Here is a 22,274-nt window from a genome sequence, read left to right as displayed (position 1 = left end):
ATCGAAAGCCCGCAACGGCGGGCATGAAAGGGGTCTCAAATGCTCGATCAGATCAAGGGTCTGCACCACGTCACGTCGATGGCGCAGGACGCCCGCACCAACAACCAGTTTTTCACCAATGCGCTCGGTCTGCGTCGCGTCAAGAAGACTGTCAATTTCGACGCGCCTGACGTTTATCACCTCTATTACGGTGACGAGACCGGCACACCCGGCAGCGTAATGACCTATTTCCCGTTCCCGAAGATGGCGCAGGGCCGTCCCGGCACAGGCGAGGTCGGCACGACGGTGTTTTCCGTTCCGCAAGGCTCGATCGGCTTCTGGAGCGAACACTTTGCCGCGCTTGGTGTCGGCGGCCTGAAGGCTGAGGAAAGTTTCGGCGAGAAACGCCTGAATTTTTCCGGTCCCGACGGTGACGGTTTCGCGCTTGTTGAAATCGAGGACGATAACCGCCAGCCCTGGACGCATGGCGGCATCAGCGAGGATCACGCCATTCGCGGCTTCCATTCCGTTGCCATGCGGCTGCGGGACGAGGGCGCCACGGCGGAACTCCTGAAATTCATGGGCTACCAGGTCGCTGAAGAAAGGGACGGCGTCAAGCGGCTGATCAAGCCCTCCGGCAATGGCGCGCATCTCATCGATCTCGAGACCATGCCGAACATCGCCCGCGCGCTCCCCGGCGCCGGCTCGGTTCATCATGTCGCCTTCGCCGTCGAAAACCGCGAGAAGCAGCTCGAAGTGCGCAAGTCGCTGATGGACACGGGTTATCAGGTCACGCCGGTGATCGACCGCGACTACTTCTGGGCGATCTATTTTCGCACGCCGGGCGGCGTGCTGTTCGAGGTCGCGACCAATGAGCCAGGTTTCGACCACGACGAGGACACGGCCCATCTCGGCGAAGCCTTGAAACTGCCGCAGCAGCACGCCCATCTTCGCGCGCTGCTCGAGCAGCACCTGCAGCCGCTCGAAGCGTAAGGAGAGGCGATATGACCGAAACTGGATATGTGCACCGGCTGCATGCCGGTGCACCTGATAAACCTATCCTGCTGGTGCTGCACGGCACCGGTGGCGACGAAAACCAGTTTTTCGACTTTGGTCGGCGCCTGCTGCCGGAAGCGACGATTCTCTCCCCGCGCGGCGATGTTTCCGAACACGGCGCGGCGCGGTTCTTTCGCCGCACCGGGGAAGGGGTCTACGACATGCCCGACCTTTCGCGCGCGACCGAGAAGATGGCTGCCTACGTCAAGGCATTCGCTGACGAGTACCGGGCTTCCGAGATTCTCGGCCTGGGATTCTCGAACGGCGCAAATATTCTTGCCAACGTGCTGATCGAGAAGGGTATCTTCGATGCCGCGGTTCTGATGCACCCGCTCATTCCGTTTCAACCCGAAGCCCAGGTAACGCTTGTGGGAAGAAAGGTGCTGGTGACGGCGGGACGACGGGATCCGATCGCTCCCGTCTCCATGACTGAGGCGCTGTCCGAGCATCTGAAAGAGCGAGAGGCGGAGGTCAGGGTGGTCTGGCACCCCGGCGGTCACGAAATTGCGCCGCTCGAGATCAATGCGGTTCGCGATTTCCTCGGCAATTATTGACCGCGCGCCGCGGCAGCGCCGCGTCTTTTTAGACACGCAAACGACGCCGTAGCATTTTGAAGTGCGGCATAATTTGTCCTTCAATCGATCCCGATTTAAGGAATTATGCAAGTGCTGGCGGGAAACTGATTTGCGGGACCGGCGAATGCCGGTCCCGCATCTTTGCTGGAACGATGATACTATCATCCGTTCTCGATAAGGCATTAGGGACGGGGAGGATATTTGCCCCGGATTGCCTTCATATAAAAATTTCCTGGCGATGCCGCCATCGTCAAACCGACGACGACACCCTTGGGAACGCCTTCATATTCTCGCCTCTGACCGTTGGTCAGATAGACCCTTAGATGCCGGCTGTCTTCGTCGTAGGTGATCGCCTCGATAAGCTTCGAATCAACCGCAGTTTCCACTTTGCACCCCGCAGTTTTGGATCTGAGATTCCTGACCAAGAATGTCATTCACGCTCGCAACGCGCCATCATTATGCTGCGCCGCAAGGGCGTCAAGCGCGATCTGCTTTAACGTTCATTTTTTCCCGCGGCCTCTCGTTATAGTTGATTTTTGCAGCTTCTCGAAGGTCACCCCTGTGGAAATCCGATGCCTGTGGCTCCTCCATTTGAGGAATATTAGCCGATAATGTCGCGAGAAACGCAATAATCGCCGGCTTAACGCCGGATTAATCATCATATAGCAAACTATAGCGTATTATTAACCGCAGCACCCTCCCAAGCATGAATGACTACATCCGCAAGGCGGAGCGTGACCTCGCCGCTGCAACGGTCAATATCGGCGCTGCCGAGTCGCAGCCTTATCCGAGCATCACTCTCAATGGTTCGATCTCGCCGTCATCCATAAAACAAGCGGGTAGCGCTCCCGGTGGCCTGACCACCTGGTTGTTCAGGCCGGCTCTCAACCCGCCAATTTTCGGTGGTGATCGGCTGCGCCCGAATGTGGAGATGACGAGATCCAATGCGAAGGTGCAGTCTCTTGCGTGGAAGCAGATTGTTCTGGCCGCCCTCGAAGAGATTGAGCGCGCTCTATCGTCCGTTCACCGCGACGCGCAAACCATTCAGGCGCTGCGGGCGCAGGTGAAGACCACGCAGGAGACTCTTGCGCTTTCAATCGGGAGCTACAAGGATGGACAATCATCCTTGCTTGATGTGCTGGATGCGCAGCGTTCAGCCGCGACCAGTCAGGCCAACCTGGCGCAGGCGGTGCAGCAAACGGCGAAGAACTATGTCACTCTGAATGTGGCAATTGGTTCGGGTTACAACTTCGGTGGGGCCGCGATCAGGCCAAATTCTTGTGAACAGTGAGCCTCATGCCGTTTCAGCGATGGATAAGAGATGGATTATTTCCGCAACCCGCCATTCGGTCGGGTCTCATAAATGGGTTCCATGTTTAACTATCTAGCGCCGTGGCGACAACACATACCGATACTGGCCGGCAACCGTAAAAGACGCGCTCGGCTGACGTTTGCCGAAGGCGAATTCGCTGCGGTCTACGCGATGAGCGATGTTCACGGATGTTATAACGAGCTCGTCGAGGTGCATCGCCGCATCGTCGAGGATGCCGCGCGCATCCCGGGACCGAAACTCATCGTCATGCTCGGCGACTATGTCGATCGCGGGCCTGATTCGAGTGCGGTGCTGGAGTTCCTGAGCAAGACCCCGCCGCCGGGATTTCAGCGCTTCGTCCTGTGCGGCAATCACGACGCGGAACTGGTCAAACTCTACCGCAAGCCGGCACGCATTCTCGAATGGCTCGGCTTTGCCGGAACGGAGACGCTGCACTCATACGGTATCGACATCGAGCATCTGCTGGAGTCGGCGGCCGGAAGCGAAACAATTGCCCGCGTCATCCGCACCATGATACCCGAGCGGCATATCAAATTCCTGGAATCGCTGCCGATCATGCTGCGGATAGGAAGGGTCGTCTTTGTTCATGCGGGCATCAAACCGGGCATCGACCTCAAAAAGCAGAAAGACAGCGACCTCATGTGGATCCGTCAGCCCTTCCTGGATGAAGGGCCGCAGCTTCCTGTCCTCGTGATCCACGGGCATACGCCGGCACGAATCCCGACATTCGGGCCGCAACGCATTGGTATCGACACTGCGGTTTCGGCGACGGGCCGGCTGACGGTGCTGACGATAAAGGGGACGCGAGTCGGCATCCTTTAAATCGGCGAACATGAGGTCGTCCGAAAACGCCTACACTTTTCGGCGTCATGCTCAAAACCAAACGCCGCGGATTATGCTCCGCGGCGTTAGGACAATAAAAGTTCACGGAGCTATCTCAGGCGCCGGTCGCTTCCTGATAAAGGTTGGTGCCGATACCGGTATAGGTAAAGCCGTGTTTACGGACCTCGTCGCTGCGGTAGATATTGCGCAGATCAACCAGGATCGGAGCGCGCATCGACTGCTTCAGGCGATTGAAATCGAGCGCGCGGAACTGGTTCCATTCGGTGACGATGACAATCGCATCCGCACCAGCGGCCGCTTCGTAGGGTCCGCTCGCATATTCGATGTTCTCGATCACCTTGCGGGCGTTTTCCATACCCTCGGGATCGTAGCCGACCACTTGCGCGCCGTTGTCCTGCAGGGTCTGGATGACCGCGATCGCCGGGCTGTCGCGCATGTCGTCGGTATTCGGCTTGAAGGTCAGGCCAAGGATCGCGATCTTCTTGCCGCGAATGTCTCCGCCGACGGCCGAAATGACTTTGCGTCCCATCGCCCGCTTGCGGTTGTCGTTGATCGAGATCGTCGTCTCGATGAGACGCATCGGCGCGTCGTAATCCTGCGCCGTCTTGGCAAGAGCAAGCGTATCCTTGGGGAAGCACGAGCCGCCGTAACCCGGGCCGGCGTGCAGGAACTTGGAGCCGATACGGCCGTCGAGACCGATTCCACGCGAAACGTCCTGGACGTTTGCGTCGACCCGCTCGCAGAGATCGGCGATCTCGTTGATGAAGGTAATCTTCATCGCGAGAAATGCATTGGCCGCATATTTGATCAGTTCGGAGGTGCGGCGGGTGGTGAAGACCAAGGGGGCCTGGTTGAGATAGAGCGGGCGGTAGACCTCGGTCATGGTTTCGCGCGCCCGGTCGTCGTTCAGGCCGACGACGATACGGTCGGGACGCTTGAAGTCTTCGATCGCCGCACCTTCGCGCAGGAATTCCGGATTGGAAACGACGGCGACATCTGCCGCGGGATTGGTTTCGCGCATGATCCGCTCGACCTCGTCACCCGTGCCGACCGGCACCGTCGACTTGGTGACGATAACGGTGAAGCCTTCCACATAGGTGGCAATCTCGCGTGCAGCGGCGTAGACATAGGAGAGATCTGCGTGGCCGTCGCCGCGCCTGGACGGCGTGCCGACAGCGATGAACACGACGTCGGCGCTGCGGACACTTTCGCCGACATCGGTCGAAAAGGACAGCCGGCCGGTGCTGGTATTTTCGGCGACCAGTTGCTCCAGACCCGGCTCGTAGATCGGAATGCGGCCTTCGCGAAGGGCTTCGATCTTACTCAGATCCTTGTCGACGCAGATGACGTCGTGGCCGAAATCCGCAAAGCAAACGCCTGAAACGAGGCCGACATAGCCTGATCCAATCATCGTGATGCGCATATTTCCCTCAAATCATTAGAGTAGAACGTCATGCTGCGTCGCAGCATGACGTTCGTCATAGTTAATCTGGACGAAAAGACAATACCGAAGATCGCCTGAAACCCACATCGAAAATCGAACTCCGGGCACCGCAGTTTGCCGCGCGCTGCCCCGTCGATAGCCAAAACATAGGTTTGTGTGGGCGATATGACAAGTCGAGCGGCTCGTCAGAGCAGGCTCGACTTCAATCCGGAAACAGGATCAATCAATCTATGTCGCTGCCTCGGCCGTTATAGCTGGTACCAGACATAGGGGTCTGTTCCCGATTGAATCTTGTCCCAGCGCAGATCGGTATCGCGCCAGTTCTTGATGCTGCTCTTCCTGTTGTCGAGCACGAGATCGCCCTTGTCGGTTCTGACGACGAGGACCGCGTGCCCTTCACCGGAGGGCGTATATGCCGTCGCGATCCGCAGAGCGCGCGACGACCAGCCCATCGCTATCAGCCGGCTGCGCTTGGTCAATGCAAAATCTTCGCAGTCGCCGCTGCGCACATTCACCTTCCAGACGTCGCCATTCAATTCGTTGCGGGGGTCGTTCCGGCCGACCATCGTACGATTGACGGCAGAGTTGACGTCCTTCAGTTGCAGCATTTGCGTGTCCGTCAGTGCAACGACCGCCAAACCATTGTTGTCGCGGCATTCGGTCGGGTTCTGGGCGCAGAACAGCACCTGGGCGAAAGGTGGAATGATCTTACCTCTTTCAGAGATATAACTGGCCGCCGAATTACCGGTCATACCGCGGGCAAAACCTGCGGGACCGGCGGCAAATGCCGAGCATGCATTGCCTGCTGTAAAGGCCAGCGCCAGAAGTGTAACGACTGTTTTCTTCATCTCTTAAATCCCCGTTACGGGCAACCGATTGAGATCAGGCTTGCCTTTGGTCTCAGTCAATGGCATGGCGACTTAGTGATCTGCCAAGTATTGGCCGCAGAACGTCTGTCCCGTTCCTGCTGCTTCAAGGAGCATAGCCAGGGGGTTGTCTCGATTGATTTAAACGTTTCGCGACAATTTTAAATGATGTGGAATTCTGTTGCACTTTAACACGCAGGCGCTTGATATGCAACTTATGTTAGTACGGGAATATTGATCGTATTGGCTGTAGGCCCCTCATTCCCGCTGCTGCCGGTGAGCGATTCAAATGTTATCCAACCTCATCAACAGGCAGATCATGCGGGAGGTGATCCTCGTTGTCTTCATTTGCCTGGTGATATTGACTCTTATTCCGTTCGGAAGCGTCACGCCCTTTCCCTTCGCCTTCGCTGCTATCGGAATGTTTGTGCTGGCGATTATTTCCGCGCTGTTGTTCGGGGAGCCGAGGCAGACCAGATCGGTTTTCAGCATCGCTTTGTTTCTGCTCGTCGTGCTGACAGGCTGGACGTTCGTCCAGACCATCGAGCTGCCTTCCAATTGGTTGGCCAATCCTGCCTGGAGTGCTGCGCGTGATCTGGCAAGTGTCCGGTACGCAGCGATCTCGGTCGAACCGGCCGACACGCTTGCGTCGATCCTGTGGATCGCCTTGCCTTTCGTCACATTTCTGACCGGGCTGCTCTTGTGCGATACCGATCAGCGCGCGCGGAAAGTGCTGACGGGGCTTGGGCTTACGGCGGGCATTGTCGCTGTTTTCGGCCTGCTGCAGTTTTTGCTGTTTCCCAACGTCCTGATCGTCGTGGAGAAACGCGCCTACCTCGACAGCCTGACTGCAGTCTTCGTCAACCGCAATACCGCCGCGACCTTCCTCGGGCTTGGAACGCTGCTGATGCTGACCCTGGTCAGGGACATAGCGCGTGCTTATTCAAACTATCCGCCCGGCGAACCGGGCCGAAACGCGCTTCTTTTGAGATCGTGGATCTACATCCTGCTCTTGTGCGCATGCTTCACCGCGTTGATGCTGAGCCGCTCGCGCGCCGGGATATTTGCGACCTTTGTTGCCGCTCTCGTCTATTTTCCATGGCTTGTCCTCAATTGGAACGGCTCGAGGCGCCATTTGAGGCCGGCGCCAAGATGGCGTTCGTTGCTGATACTCCTCTCAGCGATTGGTTTCGTCGTAGTGTTACTGACGATGTTTGCAGGCCAGGCGATTTTGCGCGCGCAGGAGCGGCGGCTCGAAGATGATGATCGGTTTTGCATTCTGCCGGGCATATGGCGTGCCATTTCGGATCATTGGTTGACGGGAACGGGGCTCGGAACCTTCCGGACAGTGTTTTCCGCCTACCGCGATCCGGCTTGCGGAATTTTCGGGGTCTTCGACCGCGCGCATAATTTCTATCTCGAAGGATTTCTGGGCCTCGGAATATTGTTCCCCATTGCGGCAGTCCTTGCCTTCTCGGTGCTTGCCAGAGTGTTCCGGCGCGGGTTCGCCCAAAGACGGCGCCTCAGGCATTATGTTCTTCTTGGCCTGGCGGCGAGCGTTTTGGTCGCCCTTCATGCGGCGGTCGATTTTTCGCTGCAGATACCGGGTTTTGCGGTGTTTTACTCCGCCTTCCTGAGTGCAGTTGTCGCGATATGTCTGGGACGCAGCAACGGAGAAGCGGACATGGCATATGAGCACCCGTTAACCACGTAAAGTTTAAACGGATGGATTTTAATAAGATTTTCGGAAAAGATCGATTGTGCAGGTGCGAACGGTTGACTCTGAAACCCTAGAAATTTTATAGCGGGTACAGCCTTCGGATTGTTGCGACGCAAAAAAAGTCGGACCGAAGTCGTTTTTCGCTTCCTAAGGGGCTCGGCGTTGCCAGCCTGCCACAGTTAGGGGAATGTTAATCGGCTTTCAGTGTTATTGATCGGGGATTGTCTTGTATTTTGTCAGATTGCGGGGCAGTAGCTTCAGGGGCGTAAACGCAGGGTATTCTATGGGTTGTTCTCGTATCGGTAGTACACGCGTCGCCATTGTTGTAGCGCTAACGACTATATTGGCAAGCTGCACATCGTTGCCAAGATCCGGTCCCGATCACAAAGATGTTGATCGCGATGCAGCCGTGAAAGTGACAACCAAGGAGCGTCGCGTCGGTATCGACTACGCTCTGATTGATCTCAGCAAAAACGTCTTGTCGTATTTTACCGCTCCCCAGCCGACCTCGTTCAAGGGGTTTGGTGGTGGTCGAGGCGGGGCGCCTGAAATTCCGCTCGGTTACGGCGACGTCGTCCAGGTCGCCATCTTCGAAGCTCAGTCCGGCGGTCTCTTCATCCCATCGGACGCAGGTAGCCGACCCGGCAATTACATCTCGCTGCCGGAGCAGACCATCGATAGAAACGGGACGATCACAATTCCCTATGCGGGTCGGGTTCCGGCTGCCGGTCGCCTGAAGGAGACCGTAGAGCAGGACGTCGAGGATCGCCTCGCAAGCCGCGCGATCGAGCCGCAGGTGGTTATTACGACAACCACAAGCCGCTCCAGTCAGGTTGCCGTGCTCGGTGACGTCAACAATCCCCAGCGCGTCGAGATCAGCCCGGCCGGCGAGCGCGTTCTGGATGTCATTTCCGCGGCGGGCGGTTTGACGACCAACAATATCGAAACGAATGTGACGCTGCAGCGTCGCGGAAAGACAGCAACCGTCGCCTACACGACGCTGTTGAAGAACCCGGCCGAAAATATCTATGTTGCGCCCGATGACACGATCTCGATCGATCATGAGCGTCGCACATATCTTGCGCTCGGCGCCGCGGGCGTCAGTGGCCGCTTCGATTTCGAAGAGTCTGATCTGACACTTGGAGAGGCAATCGCCAAGGCGGGCGGCTTGCGCGACGACCGCGCCGATCCGGCTCAGGTCCTGCTCTACCGCCTTGTCCCCAGGAAAACGGTTGCAGCGATGCACGTGGACGCGACGAGGTTTACGGGTGAAATGGTTCCGGTGATCATCCGTGCGAATATGCGCGACCCGGCAACTTTGTTTGCTGTTCAGCAGTTCAAGATGGAAGACAAGGATATTATCTATATTTCCAATTCGGACTCTGTTGAACTGGTCAAGTTCCTTGACATCGTGAATTCGGTATCATCCACTGTTTCCGGAGTGGCCGACGATACGAGGGATACCCGCAACGCGGTACAGGATCTTGGAAATTGATTGAAATAGGTCGCCGGCATCGATCGCGAATGATCAGTGCCGGCGGCCTATATTGCGGATTTGGTGAAGGACTGTGGTTATGGCAAGTTCAGGTGTTTATCGTAAGCTTGCGTACAGCGGAATTGTCGTCGCAACATTTGCCAGCATGAATTCAAGCGCTTTTGCAGCGGCTTGCGTCAAGCTTTCAAGCGTGACTTTCGTCGATATCAATGGATTTACGGCCAACCCCACCGCTCTGCTTGATATGTCCGATCCGCTGGTTTTGTCATCGAGCGTCCGCGCACTGGTTGGGAGCAGCAATGACGCGCTGTCGCTGGTGATCGAGCAGGCCAAGAAAGCCGATGCCGCACAGATGGCCGCTATCGGTTCCGGTCTTGGGCGGGCTGCAAACAGCTGCCAGGTAACGGATCCACTATTCAAGCTAGCCATCGAAAAGGCCGTCGCCGAGGCGGCGAGCACCGATCCGAATCTTGCGCCGCTCCTTGCCGCCTTTGCGAAGGTTCTGGCTGAAGGCGGCACCGCGGCGCTCGGTCCGGGTGGAAGCGCTGCAGCTGCCGCATCCGGCATCGGCAATGACGGGCAAGTTGGACAAACCGGGCCTGGAGCGGACGATGGTACGCCGTTCGACGGCGCTGCCACAACTGCGGGCACGCTGAAGGTTTCGAATGCCGGCGCTGATGATTCATCGTCGACTTCAACGACGACGATCGTCAGCATCGGAGCGGCTGGGCAGTCGTCCACCGATCCGACGCAGTCGACGAGTCAGAGTGTCCCGGTCATACAATAGCTGGAATTGCCCGTAGATCTTAGCGCTTGACGCTTTTGTTGGAGATCGAAATTGCTATCGCCAGATAAACTTACGCCGCGTATCGACCCCTCCCGCGATACTGGAAACGAAGCTGACTTCATCGATTTCGACAAGCTCATCGCAATCGCCCGCCGACAGTGGCGGATGGTTGCGGCGTGCGGTTTCGCCTTCGCCATTCTGGGCATTGTGTATGTCCTGACGTCGGTGCCTGTTTACACCGCCGACACAAGTGTGCTGATCGACCGCAGCGATAGTCAAGTGATCAATCAGCTGGCGGCTTTCGGCCAGATGGACGATGACGAAGGTACTGTCCTCAGTCAGGTCGAACTATTGAAGTCTGACACCATTGCCTATGCTGTCGTCGACAAGCTGAAACTCGTCGACAATCCGGAGTTCATGGCACCGAAAACCTCGCTCTTTTCCGTGTCAACATTGAAATCCTTCATGAATTTTCGGTCGTGGTTTGCCGATGATGCAGTCGTGGCCCCCGATCCGGAAATGAGGCGGCGAGGCGCTGCGGAAACTGTCGCAGGCAATATCGATGTCGAACGCGTCGGCCGCTCCTACGTCCTTGACGTCAGTTATACCGCGCAGTCGCCCGGCCTGGCGCGTGATATCGCGGCTGGGATCGCCGACGTCTATCTGGTCGACAAGCTCAATTCGAAATACGAGGCGACACGCCGGGCCGGCCAGTGGCTGCAGGAGCGTATCGAAGAGCTCCGGCAGCAGGCGCTGGACACCGACCTTGCGGTTCAAAAATTCCGCGGCGAGCATGGGCTTGTCGAGGCCGGATCCGGTACGCTGATTAGCGAGCAGCAGCTTTCTGAGATCAACACCCAATTGATCAATGCGCAGGCCGAGACAGCGAAGGCCGAGGCACGATATGCCCGCGTCAAGTCGATCATCGACGCCAAGCAGACCGATGCGATCGTCACGGATGTGCTCGACAGCTCCATTTCGAACGACCTGCGCAAGAAATATCTGGAAGCTTCCAAGCTCGAGACCGAAATTGAGGCGCGGCTCGGGCCCGATCACGTCCAGGCGGTTCGGCTTCGTGCGGAAATGGAAGAATATAAGAGGCTCATGTTCGATGAGTTGAATCGCATCGCCGAAAGCTACCAAAGCGAGCTGCAGGTCGCGAAATCGCGGGAAACTTCTCTGCGCGACAGTGTGACACAGGCGACGGGCGTTGCCGCAACGGCGGGCGAAACGCAGGTGCAGCTTCGCGAGCTGGAGCGCACGCGCGATACCTATAAGAATCTCTATCAGAGCTTCTTGACGCGCTATCAGGAAGCAATTCAACAGCAGAGCTTTCCGATTACCGCTGCGCGCATCATCACGACAGCGGAGACGCCGACGAAGCCGAGCGCTCCGAAGAGAGCTCTCGTCGTGGCCTTCGCGATGTTCGTGGGATGTGCATTTGGAAGTGGTATAGCCGCCTTCCGCGAATTCCGGGATCGGTTTTTCCGCACCGGCGATGATGTCAGGGACGTGCTCGATGTCGAGTCTCTCGGTGTCATGCCACTGATTGAAAATAGCGTCGACGATCCGACGCTCGTTGATCCCGGCAATCCGCGAAGCATCGCCAGGGGCGGGAAGACCACGACCTATGTCGAGGAGCATCCGCTCTCGGCATTTGCCGAGACGCTTCGAAGCGCGAAGATTGCCATCGACCTCAGTGCTGCCGACCAGCGCTGCAAGGTCATCGGTGTCGTGTCGAGCTTGCCCGGTGAGGGGAAGTCGACGACATCCATCAACTTTGCCAAGCTCCTGGCAATGCAGGGTGCGCGTTGCCTGCTTATCGACGGCGACATGCGCAATCCTGGTGCTACCCGGGCGATCGGCCGCCATGCCGAGGCCGGCTTGCTCGAGGCGATCGTCGACAGCCGCCCGCTCAAGGATCTTATCCTTCTCGATCCCAAAACAAAGCTCGCATTTTTGCCGACGGTGGCACGGTATCGTGTTCCGCATTCGTCGGAGCTGCTTGCGTCACGCGGCATGGATCAGCTTCTTCAAACGGCACGTCAAAGCTTCGATTATATTATCGTCGACCTGCCGCCCTTGGCGCCGGTTGTGGATGCACGCGCCATCAATTCGAAGCTGGATGCGGTGGTTTTCGTTATTGAGTGGGGAAAGACATCGCGCAAGGTCGTGCAGTCGACCCTGCTGTCCGAGCCGGAGCTCTATGCGAAATGCGTCGGCACTATATTGACCAAGGTCGACCCGTCGCAGATGAAGCTTTACCGGACATTCGGTTCGAGCGAGTATTATTATAAGCGGTATTCGCGATACTACACCGAAAGCTGATGTTCCGCGGTCAGGTCGTTTCGGTTACCAGGATCGCTTTCGTTATCGTCACCGTCGTCTTTGCAGTGCTGGCCGGTCGAGAGCTCTCCGCTTCGATAAGAACGGCCAGCATCTCGATCGTCGCCGAAAGGATCGAGCGTGGGGAGACCGTCGCGGATGATGTCGTGACCAAATATGCGTTGCGTAGTGTCGACGTCGTTGACGGACATTATTGTCGATCAGACATCGTGGCTGCTGGCGTAACCCTCGTTCTGGCGCAACTCGATCGGCAGAATGTTAATGTCAACTACGATGCCTGGGCCGTTGCGGCGTCGAGTGCCCGCCAGTATCTGCGGTATGCGCTTTCATGCATGCCGACGAACAGCAATTTTTGGCTTCGCCTTGCGGCCGTGGAGTCGACAATTGCGGAAGAGCCGGTCGCGATCGCAGAGATTATGAAGCGTTCGGTCGTGCTCGCGCCCTACGACCAGGTGATGATTCTGACGCGGTTTTATTTCTGGAACGATTTTACCGATGCAACGCTTGCCGCGGCAAAGCGTGCGCTCGATAGCGATCTCACGACGATGCTGAAACTGGGCGATCGTTGCAGGGTCAACGCCACGATAAAAGAGATCAGCCCACAGCTTCGTCCAATCTTCGATCAAACCTGGACGAGCGTTGGAGAGGCTGCGACGGCGCGATTCCGACAGCGTTGCAGCAAGTAATCGCAATGCGGTTTTTTTAGCCGCATGCAAAGAATACCCAACGCCCTGAATTGGCGATCTCACGGGAATTATGAAGTATTGATTTGCAAGTTTCGGCGGTCATGGCAGGTCGAAACATAGAAACTGCGCTCGAAAGTGTCGCGTCGCTCGCGATCCGTACGGGACTGGCTAACTAAGTTCGTAAGCGCTTCGTTATTGAAGAGGGCTTGATCTGACGGCCGGCCTTTTCCCAAATTTGTTTATCCGTCGGCGCAGAAAATCATGAGATGGCTTGTCAAAGAGATAATAGCAGGCGACGCCAACTACCATCAGCGCCAAGAATGTCAGCGTGAAAAGAAGCAACTGCTGGCTCAGCGCTATATCCCGCCGTTCAAGGCCAGCCTTGGAAAGCAAGTATTTGCAGACGGCGATTGTAATCGGGTGCGATAGATAAGTGGCATAGGAGGCGTCCCCGAGCATCTTTAGCCATTCGATCCGCCACACTCTGTGGTTCTTTTCGTAGGACAACGCCCCAAAGAGTATCAACGCCGCAGGAAGGCCCCACATCAAAACACGCCCGGCAGTGCCTTCCAGTGGCTGCATAATGAACGAAAGTGCGATGCCGATTAGGCCGGCAACGATGAAAAGCAGATCCGCGCCTCTGGTGAGAGAGCGGCCAGACTGGTGCCAAGCTGCTATCAAAATTCCTGCAGCAAACTCCACAAGCATAGGGGACGTGGCTACCTCGAATGGCGCATTTTTGAAGGGGAGCGCTCCAGCCAGGACGAGGGACACTAAGGTCAGGGTGATGCACGGTAGGCGATAGCGCTCACGAAGCAGCAAGGAAAGCGAAAAAATCAAATAGAAGAACATCTCATAGTTGAGTGTCCAGCCGACATCCAAGGCAGGTATTATTTTTCCGCTTTGATCGTAATAGGGGATGAAGAACAATGACATAACAACCTGTAGTGGCTGCGACGTATGGTTGTTAAACGGCCCAGGTGATAATGTCACCCCGACAACGAACACGGCAGTGAAGAGCCAATAGAGAGGAACGATCTTTATCAAGCGACGCGCTAGAAACTCGCCCGGCCTCGTTTGTTTGTTAGCCGTTACGGACCACATTATGAAGCCGCTGATCAGGAAGAACAGATCGACGCCGGCAGCCATTGGTCGCCAGTTCCAGCCAAAGATTAGTCCAATGTGGAAAATGACCACGGCAGTGGCGGCCAGCGCCCTTAGGTACTGAAGCGAGTAGATCATCAAAGTCCCCGCGCTAATGAGAGACTCTTAAACCTGCCTAGCTTATCATTGTCAAGAAAGTAGGGCCTCCCGAACACGACCGATATGGCGTCAACATTTCACATCGGCGGGTACCCCCTGATGTTGCTGGACAACACGGTGGTATGAGACCCGATAGGCGGACAGGACCAGAGGGCCGTTTACACCCACCTCGATTTTATCGGGTATTTCCGACAGACGGGACGCCGCTTTACACAAGCCGAATAGGAGCGCTGCGTAGGATGCCGGAACAAGCGCGGCCCGATAAACCGATGCCCGGATGGAACGTAATTCGTGCGTTTCTGGGCGTGGTCGTTTCGCGCCTTGCTGAAAGCCTCGAAGCGATTTATCTGGTCGCAGACAGCTGAGCACCTATTCTCTTGAGGAACTCAACTTGCATGAACAATGCCCGCCGTCTGCGCGGCGGGCATCGTTTATTGACTGGGTGTTGACGATCAGACGCTGGCGCCGGAGACAAAATCCGTGCCCGTGATATTGAGCGTCAGAATGCCGGCATCGGTGTGGCCTTCGCCGTCCGAGATCTTGTAATACTGGACGGTTTCCGTGACGTGATCGCCCGGAGCGATATCCGCTGCCAGATCATAGGTGAATGAGCCATCTGCCTTCACATGGAACGTACCGTAGGCGCCGGTGACGTTGGTCGTTGCGCTCGGATCGCCGTTTACAGCCTTGCCATCGAACTGACGGAGGAAGAGCTTGCCATTGTCGCCGGCAATATCGTTGTCCAGGGCGTTGCCGCCAATGACGTCGCCTTCGTTGAAGCTGTAGTGATCGTCGACCGCAATCGGCTTGACCTGGGTTACGCCCTGAATGTTCAGAGTGAACAGGCCAAAATCGGTATGACCGCTGCCGTCGGAGATCTTGTACGAGACCTTCTCTTGGATCAATTCACCATTGGTGAAGCCGATCTTGGCAGCGTCGCTCAGGACATAAGTGTAACTACCGTCAGGCTTGACGAAGAAGGTGCCGTAGTCGCCCTGGATCTCTGTGACCTGGCTGTTGCCGCTCTTGGCGCCAACGCTCGCACCGTCGAAGGCGCGCAGGAACAGGTGTCCGTTATCGGATGAGTCGTTGGAAAGCAGATTTCCTGAAATGGCGTCAGTTTCCAGGAATGTTGCACTATCGTCGGTTGCGTGAACAGCCATCGGTTCTCTCCTTGAATTGTTCTTTGCTAGGTCAATTCTGACCTTTAGCGAGCCGCCCGATTAAGGATATCTTAATACTGAGAGTCAAGGGTGTAATTAACAGCAAGTGAACGTTTTTGGGGTGTATTGTACAATAATGACACACATTGAACTCGCATAAGGCAATGAAACGCCAGGGGATTGTTACGTTTAAAATAAGAGAAAATGTCGAATAACAGATACGAATCCATTTTTCTTCAGGAGATAAGGATGTTTATGCAAAGGCAATTTATAAAAATACGCTGAGGTTCAGATGTGCAGATGAGATATTGACATAATCACTACGGGCTATGGCGTGGGATCGCTATATTGTTTCGTTCCCCGCTCGATCTCATGATTTTCGGCGAAGTAACTGATGTCGAGCTCTTGTCACATATGTTTATCGGGTAACGTTTCTTTCGAGGCGCAAGTTTCGCAAATTAATATGCGTGTCCTGGAAGATAGTCTTAATGTCACCGCTGATGTCAGCCGACTTATTCATAATTGTGCAGCGCAACTTTTTTTGCAATGCGAAATATGAGAGAAGCGAAGATAATTTGTAGAGGATGTAAGAATTATCGCGAGATAGAACGCATTTTAGTGTTCCATTTCAGGAGGCAGAGAGGGGTCCGCAGGTAAAAGATTTTCCAGTATCTTTGGGAGATCATGGCGTGACCGTCTACTATGTAAATTCGGCAACGGGATCCAATCAGAATAGTGGGATGAGCGAGCAGTCGGCTTTCGCGACGCTTTCCGCAGTCGAATCCTTGAGGTTAAAGCCGGGAGACAACGTGCTGCTTGCCGCCGGAAGCGTGTTTAACGAACAATTCGACCTGAAATACTCCGGCACTGTCAGCTCTCCGATTACCATTGGTAGTTACGGCGTTGGCGATGCGCCGGTCATTCACAGTAGCAATGACGGCATCCACGGATCGAAAGCGTCAAACATCATTGTGGAGAACATCAAGATTGCTGATACCGGCGGTGGGGCGATATACGCGGGAAATGTCTCTAACTGGATCGTCCGCAACGTCGAGGTCGAAAATACCGGACTTGCCGGCAAGCCCGGTTCCGTCAATTTCCAGAGCAGCCAGAACATTACCATCGAAAACAGCAAGATTTCCGGGGTGAATGGAGACGGCATCTGGATGGATAGGGTGATTGGCGTTACCATCGTCAATAACCTGATCGTTAACAGCCAAGGCGCTGCGGCGGACGCCGTTCAGTTGAACGACAGCAGCAATATCCTGATCAAGGGTAACCATCTGGAGCAAACGGAGACCAATAGCGCAAAGGGCGTTCTGGCGCTTGTTCGGGCTGTAAATGCAGTGGTCGAGGACAACACCGTGGTCGGCGGCGGTTTCGGGATAGGTGCCAACGCGGGCACGAATATCGCCATCCACAACAACGACATCTCGGGATACGGCGGCTATAGTTGGTCCTACGGTATCGGCCTTGGCGATCAGGGCAATGCGACAAACTATGATATCAGTGGAAACTATATTCATGACGGCGTCTGGGGCGTGTCGATCAGCGCTGCAGGTTACCCGAGTTATACGCGCATCGATATCGATATTCATGGTAATGTCTTTGACGACCTGTCGTCTTCGGCGCTGAAGGTCGACAGGCCTGCATCCGGCTCTTTTCATGATAATATCATCGACAGCGTGGTGTCGACGTTGACAATGCCGGTCGCAATTGCCCTCCAGAGCACCTTTTTGATCAACGATAATAAAACGCTGGAGCAAGCGCAGGCCGAACTCGACGCTGCGACTGGCAACACCCCGTCCAACAGTGAGACGCCTACCACACCGGTTGTGGAGCCGCATGTCGAACCGTCAACACCGACGCAGACAAGCACTCCGGCGCCCGCGACTGAAGCGCAGGTTTCCACCGCACCCACCGTCGCCGTTCCCAAGATCGTCGCAGCCCATGACAGCCTGAAGATCTCGACGGATACGGGCAGCGCCTATCATGGCAACCTCCTCGAAAACGACAGCGCAATCAATGGAACCGTGCTGCTTCGTCGCTTCGGTGACAGTGCAGTGGATAAGCATGGCCTGACGCTGACCGGGAAATACGGAGTCATCCATGTGGAGAGCGATGGTGATTACACGTATACGGTCGATGCGGTGAAAATCGCCGGTCTCAGCGGAAAGGTCAGCGAATCCTTCCAATACAAGATTTCTGACGGCGCTTCTCACATCGATACCGACTCGCTCGGCGTTTATATCGATGTGGACGCGTTCCATAGCAGCCAAGCATCGCACCTGCTGGTTTGAATCACGCCAAAAAGAGCGCCGGCCCGCTGTTCAACATCTGAGAGCTTGATGATGAAGGGGTGTCGCGGCGGTCGAAGGTGCGGATAAAAGATAGTTCCGCCGTTCAAAGGAAAAATGAACTATAGATTGAATTTACAGTTAACGCCGGAGTAATCGTCGCACATATGCGCGCGATACGTTCATCTCTCTGCGCCGTTGTTGGGCAATTTGCGATTTTCACTTGCTTAGGTTGGTATATTTAGCGTAGCGTCAAGACAGAATCCCTGAAACCGCTCGTTATAAATTGGAGTTTTTGGCCACTTTTTGGTTGGATTCATGTAATAGGTCGTGGGCTTGCAAGCGGGTCCGGCGCCGGTGCCGGGGGTCCAATGCAGTCGTGTCATTGATCGGGCGTGGACCCGGAGCTGGAGTTGCGCCGGCATATTTGCTTTCGTGCGATGCGGTAAGAGAGGGATTATTTCGTGTTTCAGAATTCAGCAGCTGATGTCAGCGAGCCATCCAAAGCATTAAAGAAATGCAAGGGGGGGCTCGTTTTCATCGGAATAGCAAGCGCGCTTATTAATATCCTATACCTTACAAGTTCATTTTTTATGCTTGAGGTGTATGACCGGGTCATCCCTAGTAAAAGTATACCATCGCTGGTTGTCCTGGCAATACTTGCGTTAATGCTTTACTGTTTTCAAGGAGCGTTCGAGGTTCTGCGAAGCAGGATGCTTGTACGTGTTGCCGGTGCGCTTGACGAGATGGTGAACGGACGTGTGTTCCGCGCGCTGATCAAGGCTCCGTTGAAGGTCAAAATCGGCGGCGACGGGCTTCAGCCGTTGCGCGACTTCGACCAGATCCGAACCTTCCTGTCCGGTATGGGGCCGACAGCGATGTTCGATCTGCCCTGGTTGCCGTTCTATATCGTGATCTGCTTCCTCTTTCATCCGGCGATCGGATATATCGCGATCGGTGGATCGCTGGTTCTCGCTATCCTGACGTTCATGACCAATCAGGGAACGCGTACGCTCTCCAAAAAGCAGTCTGACTCCGCCAATATGCGGAATGCCTTCGCGCAGACCTCGATCCGCAACTCCGAGGTTATTCACGCCATGGGCATGGCAGGCACGATGGCCGAAATCTGGGACCGCAAGAACAGTGAATATCGAACGATCACCCGGCAGGCATCGGATGTCGGCAACGGATATGCGACCTTGTCGAAGATTTTCCGTATTGCTCTGCAATCGGGAACGCTCGCGACCGGCGCAATCCTGGTCATTCAAGGGCAGGCCTCTTCGGGAATTATCATCGCGGGCTCGATATTGACCTCGCGCGCCCTGGCGCCTGTCGAAGCGGCGATTGGAAATTGGCGTGGTTTCGTTTCTGCTCAGCAGAGCTGGGCGCGGCTTTCGAGCCTGCTGAAAACCATTCCTGAGATTCCAGCCCCCCTTGCGCTCGCGGCTCCTACCAAGCAAGTCACGGTCGAGGGCTTGGCGAGTGGACCGCCGGCGGGTCAGCGCCTGGTCATCTCCGATATCAGCTTCGGCTTAAGGGCAGGGAGCGCGCTTGGTGTCATTGGTTACAGCGCCTCGGGTAAGTCGTCGCTGGCACGGGCGATGATGGGTATCTGGCCGACCGTCAGAGGGTCCATTCGTCTCGATGGCGCAGCACTCGACCAGTGGGATGGCGACGCGCTTGGCCGGCATATCGGTTATCTCCCGCAGGATGTGGAGCTTTTCTCGGGGACCGTCGCGCAGAATATCTGCCGTTTCGCGAAGGAGATGTCGCCTGAGACAGTGGTTGCCGCAGCGAGAGCGGCGCGTGTTCACGATCTTATTCTTCGTCTACCGAACGGTTACGAAACCGAAATCGGCGAAGGCGGTGCTGCGCTTTCGGCCGGCCAGAGGCAGCGTATCGCGCTTGCAAGGGCGCTTTACGGCGAACCATTTCTCGTCGTGCTCGACGAACCGAACTCCAATCTCGATGAAGAAGGCGAGCGGGCGCTGAGTGCCGCGATCATGAGCGTGCGGGCGCGGGGCGGCATTGTCGTTGTCATCGCACATCGGTCAGGCGTTCTGGCAGTCTGCGACTTCGTGCTGATGATGCAGGAAGGCCGTATGATCGCGTTCGGTCCCAAAGAGGAAGTTCTGGCAAGGGTCAGCCGACCGGAAGCGGCACGTACGCCGATTGCCGAGCGCGTGGCTCAGCTTAAAGTCGTCGTCGACGGCATAAATGCGGCCGAATAGGCCAGAAGGAAGATTGTGATCAAGGTTATCAGTGAATCGAAACGCTCCCTCAATCGGCATGTTGCCGTTGTCGGTGTGTTGTCGATAGCCCTCGTTTGCGGCATTGGCGGTTGGGCGGCGACGTCAGAGCTGTCGAGCGCAGTCATCGGCGAGGGCGTAATCGTCGTCGACGGCGATGTAAAGAAGATCCAGCACCTGACAGGCGGTATCGTGTCGGAATTGCTGGTCTCGGAAAACGACCATGTGACGGCAGGGCAGGTCCTGATCCGGCTCGATGGAACGACGACCAGAGCGAACCTCTCGATTGTCGAAAGCACGCTCGCTCAGCTTTATGCGCGCCGTGCCCGTCTGAAGGCGGAACGGATCGGCGCCGAATCGTTCGAGGTCGAGGAAAACATCAGCGATCTGACATCCAGCACTTCCGCGCAGAAGCTTCTCGATGGCGAGCAGAAATTGTTCGACAGTCGCAGGACGGCGCTCATCGGAATGAAGAGCCAGCTGGCATCCCGCAAGGATCAACTGGCCGAGCAGGTAAAGGGGTTGGTCGTTCAGATCAACGCCACCAACGATTCCCTGGGCTTGATCGAACAGGAGCTTGAAGGCATTGATACGCTCTACAAGAAAGGCCTCGTCACGCTTCAGCGTTTGAATACGCTCAAGCGCGCCCGCGCCGATCTCCAGGGCAACAGCGGCCAGGAAATCGCAGCTAAGGCGGAGGCCGAAGGTAAGGCAATCGAGATCGATCGCCAGTCGATCCAGTTGGATGAGGACCGTCGTTCGGAAATTGCAAAGGACCTGACCGACGTCGAGGCGCAGATCGCCGAATATGAAGAGCGCCGCGGAACCGCAGTCGATCAGCTGCACCGTCTCGACATTACCGCACCGTTGACTGGGCGAGTTCACGAACTTTCGGTTCACACCGTCAATGGTGTTATCGATCCCGGTCAGACGTTGATGCTCGTCGTTCCCGAAAATAACGAACTTACGGTCGAGGCGAAAGTCGCCACCCGCGATATTGATCAGGTTCACGTCGGCCAGTCCGTCGATGTGCGTTTCAGCGCTTTCGATCAACGCACGACGCCTGATGTGAGCGGTGAGATTACCTCAATCGCCCCTGATATCGTCAAGGATGAGCGCACGGGCATCAGCTACTATCCCCTGCGCGTCAAGCCGAAAGCTGAAAGCATTGCCAAATTGAAGACGATAAAGCTCTATCCCGGCATGCCGGCCGAGGTCTTCATCAAGATCGGCGACCGGACCGTGATATCCTATCTGACGAAGCCGCTGACCGATCAGATGCAGCACGTATTTCGCCAGGAGTGATTGGCGGCTGTTTCGGGTCGTTAGGAGCCTTAACATCTCAAAGCAGCCGGTATCATCCGCCAGGCTGAGGTTGGATAGTTTCGCCTTGCTCGAATGGGCATGAGCGGCCATTTCACCAAATTGTCTCAAGCCTGCTGCAAGGTCTCCCCATGATGTGTTTGCTGCTTTGGCGAGGGGCGCCGACTGAGAAGCGATCGGCTTATGGATTGGTTTTGTTTCTGGCGTGTCTGGTCATGTTTTCAGCGGTCAAAAACGGCCATGCCGATGGTGCTCAGCCGCTGAAAATAGTGGCTTTCGGCACATCCTTAACGGCTCGCGGGGGATGGCAGCCCGCTCTCGAGACAAGGCTTGCAGCCTGCCTGCAAAGGCCCGTGAAAGTCGAGAGTGTTGCAAAGAGCGGCGAGACGTCATTATGGGCCCTTACCCAAGTTGATCGCGTGGTTGCCGCGCAGCCGGATATCATCCTAATTGAACTCTACGCCAATGACGCAACATTGCATCGGTTCGTGTCGCTTGCGCAAAGCCGAAAGAATATCGGCGACATTCTCGACCAACTCCAGCAGCGCCTGCCGAAAGCGCGGATCATCGTCATGGCCATGAATCCGTTTTCAGGATTGCGTGGGCTGATCCGCCCCTTCGTCAATAGCTATGTCTCTGCACATCAGGCGGAGGCGGAAAAACGTGGTCTGGAGTTTGTCGACCACCGGCCCAACTGGGAGCGTCTTACACCGGATGACCTGGCCACGGCAATTCCCGACGGCGTGCATCCTCAGCCCGACATGGCCTCCAAAATCATCGCGCCTGAACTCGTCAAACGTATCGCCGGCAACAATTGCGGAGAGTGAAAAGATTTCTCAAATCCGTCAC

General features: G+C 56.1%; 18 protein-coding genes and 1 pseudogene. 14 read left to right on the top strand and 5 right to left on the bottom strand.

The window, feature by feature from the left end:
* Positions 1–39: 39 nt before the first annotated feature.
* A complete protein-coding gene (locus tag N1937_RS16620) occupies positions 40–972 on the top strand; it encodes a VOC family protein (protein ID WP_260056576.1) in 933 nt (310 codons plus the stop codon).
* An 11-nt stretch (positions 973–983) separates the two neighbouring features.
* Positions 984–1,589 carry an alpha/beta hydrolase gene (locus N1937_RS16615; protein ID WP_260056575.1) on the top strand — a complete coding sequence of 202 codons (606 nt, stop codon included), beginning with the start codon at positions 984–986 and terminating at the stop codon, positions 1,587–1,589.
* A 203-nt stretch (positions 1,590–1,792) separates the two neighbouring features.
* On the opposite strand, the gene N1937_RS16610 is transcribed toward N1937_RS16615, so the two are convergent.
* On the bottom strand, positions 1,793–2,044 hold the full coding sequence (locus tag N1937_RS16610) for a KTSC domain-containing protein (protein WP_162118002.1): 252 nt from the start codon (positions 2,042–2,044) through the stop codon (positions 1,793–1,795).
* 284 nt (positions 2,045–2,328) lie between these two features.
* Here N1937_RS16610 and N1937_RS16605 point away from each other — a divergent pair.
* Both N1937_RS16605 and N1937_RS16600 read left to right on the top strand, forming a co-directional pair.
* Positions 2,329–2,901, top strand: a pseudogene (locus N1937_RS16605) (TolC family protein); the annotation flags it as partial.
* Positions 2,902–2,973: 72 nt separating this feature from the next.
* Positions 2,974–3,765, top strand: coding sequence for a metallophosphoesterase family protein (locus tag N1937_RS16600; protein ID WP_162118004.1), 792 nt, complete (start codon positions 2,974–2,976; stop codon positions 3,763–3,765).
* 115 nt (positions 3,766–3,880) lie between these two features.
* On the opposite strand, the gene N1937_RS16595 is transcribed toward N1937_RS16600, so the two are convergent.
* Positions 3,881–5,209 (bottom strand): UDP-glucose dehydrogenase family protein, encoded by a 1,329-nt coding sequence (locus tag N1937_RS16595; RefSeq protein ID WP_017965755.1) that lies wholly within the window; start codon positions 5,207–5,209, stop codon positions 3,881–3,883.
* Between the two features lie 269 nt (positions 5,210–5,478).
* On the bottom strand, positions 5,479–6,078 hold the full coding sequence (locus tag N1937_RS16590) for a transglutaminase-like cysteine peptidase (RefSeq protein ID WP_260056574.1): 600 nt from the start codon (positions 6,076–6,078) through the stop codon (positions 5,479–5,481).
* 307 nt (positions 6,079–6,385) lie between these two features.
* Between N1937_RS16590 and N1937_RS16585 the strand changes: the two genes are divergently transcribed.
* From N1937_RS16585 to N1937_RS16565, 5 genes are all read left to right on the top strand, one after another.
* Positions 6,386–7,810 carry an O-antigen ligase family protein gene (locus N1937_RS16585; RefSeq protein WP_170282251.1) on the top strand — a complete coding sequence of 475 codons (1,425 nt, stop codon included), beginning with the start codon at positions 6,386–6,388 and terminating at the stop codon, positions 7,808–7,810.
* 289 nt (positions 7,811–8,099) lie between these two features.
* The gene (locus tag N1937_RS16580; RefSeq protein ID WP_032985158.1) at positions 8,100–9,311 is read left to right on the top strand and encodes a polysaccharide biosynthesis/export family protein; all 1,212 of its coding nucleotides are present in this window, start codon (positions 8,100–8,102) and stop codon (positions 9,309–9,311) included.
* A 79-nt stretch (positions 9,312–9,390) separates the two neighbouring features.
* Positions 9,391–10,098, top strand: coding sequence for a sugar transporter (locus N1937_RS16575; protein ID WP_170279018.1), 708 nt, complete (start codon positions 9,391–9,393; stop codon positions 10,096–10,098).
* Positions 10,099–10,149: 51 nt separating this feature from the next.
* Complete coding sequence (locus N1937_RS16570) at positions 10,150–12,426, top strand: polysaccharide biosynthesis tyrosine autokinase (protein ID WP_162118007.1); 2,277 nt, start codon at positions 10,150–10,152, stop codon at positions 12,424–12,426.
* Positions 12,426–13,130, top strand: a complete 705-nt coding sequence (locus tag N1937_RS16565; protein ID WP_170279017.1) for a hypothetical protein — start codon at positions 12,426–12,428, stop codon at positions 13,128–13,130. Before N1937_RS16570 ends, N1937_RS16565 begins: the two co-directional genes overlap by 1 nt.
* 192 nt (positions 13,131–13,322) lie before the next feature.
* Here N1937_RS16565 and N1937_RS16560 read toward each other — a convergent pair whose 3' ends face one another.
* Positions 13,323–14,372 carry an acyltransferase family protein gene (locus N1937_RS16560; protein WP_260056573.1) on the bottom strand — a complete coding sequence of 350 codons (1,050 nt, stop codon included), beginning with the start codon at positions 14,370–14,372 and terminating at the stop codon, positions 13,323–13,325.
* A gap of 260 nt (positions 14,373–14,632) precedes the next feature.
* On the opposite strand from N1937_RS16560, the gene N1937_RS16555 reads away from it, so the two are divergent.
* On the top strand, positions 14,633–14,758 hold the full coding sequence (locus N1937_RS16555; protein ID WP_260056572.1) for a hypothetical protein: 126 nt from the start codon (positions 14,633–14,635) through the stop codon (positions 14,756–14,758).
* A gap of 87 nt (positions 14,759–14,845) precedes the next feature.
* Here N1937_RS16555 and N1937_RS16550 read toward each other — a convergent pair whose 3' ends face one another.
* Entirely contained in the window at positions 14,846–15,556 is a 711-nt protein-coding gene (locus tag N1937_RS16550) for an Ig-like domain-containing protein (protein ID WP_170262140.1), read from the bottom strand.
* 689 nt (positions 15,557–16,245) lie between these two features.
* Here N1937_RS16550 and N1937_RS16545 point away from each other — a divergent pair.
* The 4 genes from N1937_RS16545 to N1937_RS16530 all read left to right on the top strand — a co-directional run bounded on the left by N1937_RS16545 (position 16,246) and on the right by N1937_RS16530 (position 22,252).
* Positions 16,246–17,856 (top strand): right-handed parallel beta-helix repeat-containing protein, encoded by a 1,611-nt coding sequence (locus N1937_RS16545; protein WP_260056571.1) that lies wholly within the window; start codon positions 16,246–16,248, stop codon positions 17,854–17,856.
* 461 nt (positions 17,857–18,317) lie between these two features.
* Positions 18,318–20,084 carry a type I secretion system permease/ATPase gene (locus tag N1937_RS16540; RefSeq protein WP_017965746.1) on the top strand — a complete coding sequence of 589 codons (1,767 nt, stop codon included), beginning with the start codon at positions 18,318–18,320 and terminating at the stop codon, positions 20,082–20,084.
* A gap of 15 nt (positions 20,085–20,099) precedes the next feature.
* On the top strand, positions 20,100–21,407 hold the full coding sequence (locus N1937_RS16535) for an HlyD family type I secretion periplasmic adaptor subunit (protein ID WP_017965745.1): 1,308 nt from the start codon (positions 20,100–20,102) through the stop codon (positions 21,405–21,407).
* A 149-nt stretch (positions 21,408–21,556) separates the two neighbouring features.
* The gene (locus tag N1937_RS16530) at positions 21,557–22,252 is read left to right on the top strand and encodes an SGNH/GDSL hydrolase family protein (protein WP_260056570.1); all 696 of its coding nucleotides are present in this window, start codon (positions 21,557–21,559) and stop codon (positions 22,250–22,252) included.
* Positions 22,253–22,274: the final 22 nt, after the last annotated feature.

It is taken from the genome of Rhizobium sp. WSM4643, assembly GCF_025152745.1.
Taxonomy (GTDB): domain Bacteria; phylum Pseudomonadota; class Alphaproteobacteria; order Rhizobiales; family Rhizobiaceae; genus Rhizobium; species Rhizobium leguminosarum_I.
The sequence above is the reverse complement of the archived record's forward strand: the minus strand, read 5'-3'. Positions and strand labels throughout refer to the sequence as shown.

What these genes read in the sequence shown, in the direction of transcription:
- N1937_RS16620 (WP_260056576.1), top strand. Translation starts at nt 40, where the DNA reads ATGCTCGATCAGATCAAGGGTCTGCACCACGTCACGTCGATGGCGCAG.
- N1937_RS16565 (WP_170279017.1), top strand. Translation starts at nt 12,426, where the DNA reads ATGTTCCGCGGTCAGGTCGTTTCGGTTACCAGGATCGCTTTCGTTATC.
- N1937_RS16600 (WP_162118004.1), top strand. Translation starts at nt 2,974, where the DNA reads ATGGGTTCCATGTTTAACTATCTAGCGCCGTGGCGACAACACATACCG.
- N1937_RS16555 (WP_260056572.1), top strand. Translation starts at nt 14,633, where the DNA reads ATGCCGGAACAAGCGCGGCCCGATAAACCGATGCCCGGATGGAACGTA.
- N1937_RS16615 (WP_260056575.1), top strand. Translation starts at nt 984, where the DNA reads ATGACCGAAACTGGATATGTGCACCGGCTGCATGCCGGTGCACCTGAT.
- N1937_RS16585 (WP_170282251.1), top strand. Translation starts at nt 6,386, where the DNA reads ATGTTATCCAACCTCATCAACAGGCAGATCATGCGGGAGGTGATCCTC.
- N1937_RS16595 (WP_017965755.1), bottom strand. Translation starts at nt 5,209, where the DNA reads ATGCGCATCACGATGATTGGATCAGGCTATGTCGGCCTCGTTTCAGGC.
- N1937_RS16610 (WP_162118002.1), bottom strand. Translation starts at nt 2,044, where the DNA reads ATGACATTCTTGGTCAGGAATCTCAGATCCAAAACTGCGGGGTGCAAA.
- N1937_RS16530 (WP_260056570.1), top strand. Translation starts at nt 21,557, where the DNA reads ATGATGTGTTTGCTGCTTTGGCGAGGGGCGCCGACTGAGAAGCGATCG.
- N1937_RS16560 (WP_260056573.1), bottom strand. Translation starts at nt 14,372, where the DNA reads ATGATCTACTCGCTTCAGTACCTAAGGGCGCTGGCCGCCACTGCCGTG.
- N1937_RS16590 (WP_260056574.1), bottom strand. Translation starts at nt 6,078, where the DNA reads ATGAAGAAAACAGTCGTTACACTTCTGGCGCTGGCCTTTACAGCAGGC.
- N1937_RS16575 (WP_170279018.1), top strand. Translation starts at nt 9,391, where the DNA reads ATGGCAAGTTCAGGTGTTTATCGTAAGCTTGCGTACAGCGGAATTGTC.
- N1937_RS16550 (WP_170262140.1), bottom strand. Translation starts at nt 15,556, where the DNA reads ATGGCTGTTCACGCAACCGACGATAGTGCAACATTCCTGGAAACTGAC.
- N1937_RS16580 (WP_032985158.1), top strand. Translation starts at nt 8,100, where the DNA reads ATGGGTTGTTCTCGTATCGGTAGTACACGCGTCGCCATTGTTGTAGCG.